Source organism: Indiicoccus explosivorum (assembly GCF_002167005.1).
Taxonomy (GTDB): domain Bacteria; phylum Bacillota; class Bacilli; order Bacillales_A; family Planococcaceae; genus Indiicoccus; species Indiicoccus explosivorum.
Genome location: NZ_NHTN01000073.1, coordinates 1 through 6,600, shown reverse-complemented (window position 1 = coordinate 6,600; position 6,600 = coordinate 1). Strand labels below are relative to the sequence as shown.

Here is a 6,600-nt window from a genome sequence, read left to right as displayed (position 1 = left end):
ATTTATGCGCGTTCGGCGGGATTTATGCGCGTTCGGCGGGATTTATGCGCGTTCGGCGCAACCCGACTTTATTCAATAAAACAAGAACGATCAATCGATACATTTTAGGAGGCAATCCTTCATGGAATTGCGGTTTACAGAAGAACAGCGCATGATGCGCGACATGGTGCGCGACTTTGCGAAGAAGGAGATTGAGCCGCGCATCCCGGAGATGGAAGCGGGGAAGTTTCCGCGCGAGATCCTCGATAAAATGGCGGAGCTCGGACTCATGGGCATCATCGTGCCGGAAAAGCATGGCGGGTCCGACATGGATTTCATCAGCTACATCATCGCCATCCATGAGCTGTCGAAAGTGAGCGCGACAGTCGGCGTCATCCTGTCCGTCCACACGTCGGTCGGCACGAACCCGATCCTCAATTTCGGCACGGATGAGCAGGTCAGCAAATACGTGCCGCGTCTCGCTTCCGGCGAGTACCTCGGCGCATTCGCGCTGACGGAGCCGTCTGCCGGGTCGGATGCGGCAAGCCTGAAAACGAAAGCGGTCCGCGACGGGGATGACTATGTCATCAACGGCTCCAAGGTGTTCATCACGAATGGCGGCGAGGCGGATGTCTATGTTTTATTCGCGTCGACCAATCCGGAAAAAGGTGCGAAAGGCATCTCGGCGTTTATTGTCGAAAAGGATTTTCCGGGCCTTGTCATCGGCAAGGACGAGAAGAAAATGGGGCTGCACGGCTCCCGGACGGTGCAGCTGACGCTGGAGGACCTCCGCGTGCCGAAGGAAAATCTCCTCGGCAATGAAGGCGAGGGCTTCAAAGTGGCGATGGCGAACTTGAACTGCGGACGGATCGGCATTGCGGCGCAGGCGCTCGGCGTGGCGGAAGCGGCGCTCGAATATGCGACGGCGTACGCGAAAGAGCGCGAGCAGTTCGGCAAACCGATCGCCTCGCAGCAGGGCGTCGGCTTCAAGCTCGCCGATATGGCGACGCAAGTCGAATCGGCGCGCCTCCTCGTCTACCAGGCGGCGGATCTGTATGCCCGCGGCAAAACCTGCAACAAGGAGTCGTCGATGGCGAAGCTGTTCGCATCCCGTGCGGCGACAAAAGCCTCGATCGAAGCCGTCCAAGTATTCGGCGGTTATGGCTACACGGAAGAGTATCCGGTGGAGCGGCTGTTCCGCGACGCGAAGATCACGGAGATTTATGAAGGCACAAGCGAAATCCAGCGGCTCGTCATTTCGAAACAGCTGCTCAACTGACCAGGAGGGAACCGAAACATGAATTTTCAACTGTCCGAAGAACATAAGATGATCCGCAAAATGGTGCGCGATTTCGCACAGAACGAAGTGGCGCCGACCGCCGAAGAGCGGGACGAAGAAGAACGTTTCGATCGGGAAATTTTCGATCAGATGGCCGAGCTCGGCCTGACCGGCATCCCGTGGCCGGAAGAATACGGCGGAAGCGGCATGGATTACCTTGCTTACTGCATCGCGGTCGAGGAACTGTCGCGCGTCTGCGCATCGACCGGCGTGACGCTGTCCGCGCACACCTCGCTCGCCGGCTGGCCGGTGTACAAATTCGGCACGGAAGAGCAGAAGCAGAAGTACCTCCGTCCGATGGCGGAAGGTAAGAAAATCGGGGCGTACGGCCTGACGGAACCGGCGTCCGGCTCGGATGCGGGCGGCATGAAGACGAACGCGAAACTCGACGGGGACGATTACATCCTGAACGGCTCGAAAATCTTCATCACGAACGGCGGCATCGCGGATATTTACATCGTCTTCGCCATCACCGAAGAAGAAGGCAAGCCGACCGCGTTCATCATCGAGAAGGAATTCGAAGGCTTTTCTGTCGGCAAGAAGGAAAAGAAACTCGGCATCCGGTCGAGCCCGACGACCGAAATCATTTTCGACAACTGCCGCGTACCGAAGGAAAACGTCCTCGGTGAACTCGGCAAAGGCTTCCGCATCGCAATGCAGACGCTCGACGGCGGGCGGAACGGAATCGCCGCTCAGGCGGTCGGCATCGCACAGGGCGCGCTCGACGCCGCGGTGGACTATGCGAAAGAACGCGAGCAGTTCGGCAAGCCGATCGCCGCGAATCAGGGCGTGTCCTTCAAACTGGCGGACATGGCGACGTCCATTGAAGCGTCCCGCCTGCTGACGTATCAGGCTGCCTGGCTCGAATCGAATGATCTGCCGTACGCGAAAGCGTCCGCCATGGCGAAACTGATGGCCGGCGATACGGCGATGGATGTCACCGTCGAAGCGGTGCAGGTGTTCGGCGGCTACGGCTACACGAAAGACTATCCGGTTGAGCGCTTCATGCGGGACGCGAAAATCACGCAGATCTACGAAGGCACACAGGAAATCCAGCGCCTTGTCATTTCGCGGATGCTGACGAAGTAACCGGAGGTGGAATGATGGCTGAAAAGCGGGAAATCCAGTCTTCAGTGAAAGACGAGCACCTGATCGAAAAACGCCGGGAACAGATGATCGCCGGCGCGGTCATGCTGTTCAAGGAAAAAGGCTTCCACCGGACGACGACGAGGGAAATCGCCAAAGCGGCCGGGTTTTCGATCGGCACGCTGTATGAGTACATCCGCACGAAAGAGGACGTGCTGTTCCTCGTCTGTGACGCGATTTATGACGAAGTGCATGCCCGCCTTGATTCCATCCTGCACGGGGATCGTTCAGCGCAGACGCTGAAGACGGCGGTCAGCCATTATTACCGGCTGATCGACGATATGCAGGACGAATTCGTCGTCATGTACCAGGAATCGAAGTCGCTGCCGAAAGACGCGCTGCAGTATGTGCTGAATAAAGAACAGGAAATGGTGGCGATCTTCGGCCGTCTGATCGAAGAAAGCGTGGAAAACGGTGAACTCGCCCTCACGCCGGAGGAAGTCCGGCTGGCGGCGCATCACCTTGTCGTGCAGGGGCAGATGTGGGCGTTCCGGCGCTGGGCCCTGCATGACGATTATACGATCGAGCAGTTCATCGGCATTCAGACCGGCCTGCTCTTCAACGGATTTACAGGAGCCAAACAGTATGTGAAAGGAGAATCCCGATGACAACAGCGGCAAAGAAACAGGAAACGTATAAGCCGACGCACCACGTCCGGTTCGTGACAGCCTCCAGTCTGTTCGACGGGCACGATGCATCGATCAACATCATGCGGCGCATCCTTCAGGGAAGCGGCGTCGAAGTCATCCACCTCGGCCACAACCGCTCCGTGGAGGAAGTCGTGAACGCGGCGATCCAGGAGGATGTCCAGGGCATCGCCATTTCCTCTTACCAGGGCGGGCACGTCGAGTATTTCAAATACATGCACGACCTCCTGCAGGAAAGAGGCGCCCCGCACATCAAGATTTTTGGCGGCGGAGGCGGCGTCATCCTGCCGCGCGAGATCAAGGAACTGCACGACTATGGCATCGCGGGCATTTATTCGCCTGAAGACGGCCGGACGCGCGGCCTGCAGGGCATGATCGACGACATGGTCGAGAAATGCGATTTTTCGACGGCGGACCGGGCGGAACTGACACTGGACGGCGTATCGGCGGAAACTCCTGCGAAACTCGCGCCGCTCATCACGGCGGCCGAAGAAGCGCACACGAAAGGCGGCGACACGAAAAAGCTGCTTGATGAAGCGCGGGCGCAGTCCAAGAACACGCCGGTCCTCGGCATCACCGGCACAGGCGGCGCCGGCAAGAGCTCGCTGACCGATGAACTGATCCGCCGCTTCCTGTCCGAATTCCCGGACAAGCGCGTGGCGATCCTGTCCGTCGACCCGACGAAACAGAAAACGGGCGGCGCGCTCCTCGGCGACCGCATCCGCATGAACGCCATTTTCAACAAGCGCGTCTTTATGCGCTCGCTCGCCACACGCGGTTCGAAATCCGAACTGTCCGGCGCGATCAACGATGTGCTGGACGTCGTCAAAGCGGCCGGCTTCGATATGATCATCGTCGAGACGAGCGGCATCGGCCAGGGGGATGCGGACATCGCCCAAATCGCCGATCTGTCGATGTATGTCATGACGAGCGAGTTCGGGGCGCCGTCCCAGCTCGAGAAGATCGACATGATCGACTACGCGGATCTGATTGTGATCAATAAATTCGAGCGCAAAGGTTCGGAAGACGCCCTGCGCCAAGTCCAGAAGCAGTACCAGCGCTCGCATCTCCTGTGGGATCAGGAACTCGATGCCATGCCGGTTTACGGCACGATCGCAAGCCAGTTTAACGATAAAGGCACGAACTCCCTGTTTGCGGCGCTCGTCGGTGCGATCAATGAAAAAATGGGCACCGACTGGGAGACGAGCTACGAGCAGTTCGTGAAGACCCAGAAGCAGAACGTCATCATCCCGAACGACCGCCGCCATTACTTGCGCGAAATCACGGACACGGTCCGCGGCTACCACGCGAAGTCGGAAGAGCAGGCGGATTTCGCCCGCCGGCTGTTCCAGCTCGAAGGCGCGCTGGAAGAAGTGAAGAAAAAGAATCCGGATGATGCGCTCGCGGCATCGCTTGAATCACTCGCGGAAGGTATCCGCGACGAGCTGACCGCCGAATCGAAACGTATTCTCGACAACTGGGAAAAGCTGAAGGAAGCGTATACCGGTGACGAATTCGTCACGACCATCCGCGACAAGGAAATCCGGACGATCCTCCGCACCGAAAGCTTGTCGGGCCTGAAGATTCCGCGGGTCGTGCTGCCGAAGTTCAAGGACTACGGCGAAATCCTGCGCTGGGTCTACGCGGAAAACGTGCCGGGCTCGTTCCCGTACACGGCCGGCGTGTTCCCGTTCAAGCGTGCCGGGGAAGATCCGAAGCGCCAGTTCGCGGGCGAAGGGACGCCGGAGCGGACGAACCGCCGATTCCATTACCTGTCGAAAGACGACGAGGCGAAACGGCTGTCGACTGCGTTCGATTCCGTCACGCTGTACGGCGAAGATCCGGATCACCGGCCGGACATTTACGGCAAAGTCGGTGAGTCCGGCGTGTCGATCTGTACGCTGGAAGACATGAAGAAGCTGTACGACGGCTTCGATCTGTGCGCCCCGACGACGTCCGTCTCGATGACGATCAACGGCCCGGCGCCGATCATCCTCGCCATGTTCATGAACACGGCAATCGACCAGCAAGTGAAGAAGAAGGAAGAGGAAGTCGGCCGCACACTTACCGTCGAAGAATTCACGGAAGTGCGTGAAGCGACGCTGCAAGTTGTGCGCGGCACCGTGCAGGCGGACATCCTGAAAGAAGACCAGGGGCAGAATACGTGCATCTTCTCGACCGAATTCGCGCTCCGCATGATGGGGGACATCCAGCAGTACTTCATCGACCATAAAGTGCGCAACTACTATTCCGTGTCGATTTCCGGCTACCACATTGCCGAAGCGGGCGCAAACCCGATTTCACAGCTGGCGTTCACCTTGTCGAACGGCTTCACGTACGTCGAGTACTACTTGAGCCGCGGCATGCACATCGATGATTTCGCGCCGAACCTGTCGTTCTTCTTCTCGAACGGCCTCGATCCGGAATACACCGTCATCGGCCGCGTCGCCCGCCGCATCTGGGCGGTCACAATGCGAGATAAGTACGGCGCGAACGAACGGAGCCAGAAACTGAAGTACCACGTCCAGACATCGGGCCGTTCCCTGCACGCGCAGGAAATCGACTTCAACGACATCCGGACGACGCTTCAGGCGCTGATGGCGCTGCAGGATAACTGCAACTCGCTCCACACGAACGCGTACGACGAAGCGATCACGACACCGACGGAGGAATCCGTGCGCCGCGCGATGGCGATCCAGATGATCATCACAAAAGAGCACGGCCTGTCGAAAAACGAGAATCCGCTCCAGGGCTCCTTCATCATCGAAGAACTGACGGAACTCGTCGAAGAAGCAGTGCTCCAGGAATTCGACCGCATCAACGACCGCGGCGGCGTATTGGGCGCGATGGAGACCCAGTACCAGCGCGGCAAGATCCAGGAAGAATCGATGTACTATGAAATGAAAAAGCATACCGGCGAACTGCCGATCATCGGGGTGAACACGTACATCAACCCGAATCCGACGTCTGAAGACGAGATCAACTCCATGCAGATCGCGCGGGCATCGAAAGAAGAGAAAGAAACCCAGATCACCAACCTCCGCGCCTTCCAGGAACGCCATGGCGACAAAACGGAAGAGGCGCTCAATCGCCTGAAGGAAGTCGCCAAAACCGGCGGCAACATCTTCGAAGAGCTGATGGAGACGGTCAAAGTCGCGAGCCTTGGCCAAATTACGACGGCATTGTATGAAGTTGGCGGGCAGTACCGGAGAAATATGTAAACGATACAAGCGGCTGGTCATTGCGACCGGCCGTTTTTTGCTGAAGTTATCATTTATTTGCCTGGCGGGACGGGATTTGAGAATAAACCCGGGGGTTTCGAGAATAGGAGCCACATTTTCGAGAATAACGGGATTTCGAGAATAAACCTGGTGTTTTCGAGAATAAATGAAGTGGTTTCGAGAATAAACGAGGTGGTTTCGAGAATAAAAAGCACATTTTCGAGAATAACGGGATTTCGAGAATAAACCTGGTGTTTTCGAGAATAAA

Annotated in this window: 4 protein-coding genes; all 4 read left to right on the top strand. The window is 57.7% G+C overall.

Annotation, left to right across the window (positions count from 1 at the left end; translation table 11 throughout):
• The first annotated feature begins 121 nt into the window (after positions 1-121).
• Genes CCE92_RS15205 through icmF form a run of 4 tightly spaced genes read left to right on the top strand, consistent with a single transcriptional unit; the run spans position 122 to position 6,332 of the window.
• Positions 122-1,258 (top strand): acyl-CoA dehydrogenase, encoded by a 1,137-nt coding sequence (locus tag CCE92_RS15205; RefSeq protein WP_088009463.1) that lies wholly within the window; start codon positions 122-124, stop codon positions 1,256-1,258.
• A gap of 18 nt (positions 1,259-1,276) precedes the next feature.
• On the top strand, positions 1,277-2,407 hold the full coding sequence (locus tag CCE92_RS15200; protein ID WP_088009461.1) for an acyl-CoA dehydrogenase: 1,131 nt from the start codon (positions 1,277-1,279) through the stop codon (positions 2,405-2,407).
• 14 nt (positions 2,408-2,421) lie between these two features.
• A complete protein-coding gene (locus CCE92_RS15195; RefSeq protein WP_088009460.1) occupies positions 2,422-3,072 on the top strand; it encodes a TetR/AcrR family transcriptional regulator in 651 nt (216 codons plus the stop codon).
• Positions 3,069-6,332: a fused isobutyryl-CoA mutase/GTPase IcmF gene (gene icmF, locus CCE92_RS15190; protein WP_088009458.1), complete on the top strand. Its 3,264-nt coding sequence runs from the start codon at positions 3,069-3,071 to the stop codon at positions 6,330-6,332. The genes CCE92_RS15195 and icmF overlap by 4 nt, the downstream gene beginning before the upstream one ends.
• The last annotated feature ends 268 nt before the right edge of the window (positions 6,333-6,600 follow it).

Excerpts from the sequence above, each read along its gene's own strand:
- CCE92_RS15205 (WP_088009463.1), top strand. The coding sequence starts at position 122 with ATGGAATTGCGGTTTACAGAAGAACAGCGCATGATGCGCGACATGGTG.
- CCE92_RS15200 (WP_088009461.1), top strand. The coding sequence starts at position 1,277 with ATGAATTTTCAACTGTCCGAAGAACATAAGATGATCCGCAAAATGGTG.
- CCE92_RS15195 (WP_088009460.1), top strand. The coding sequence starts at position 2,422 with ATGGCTGAAAAGCGGGAAATCCAGTCTTCAGTGAAAGACGAGCACCTG.
- icmF (WP_088009458.1), top strand. The coding sequence starts at position 3,069 with ATGACAACAGCGGCAAAGAAACAGGAAACGTATAAGCCGACGCACCAC.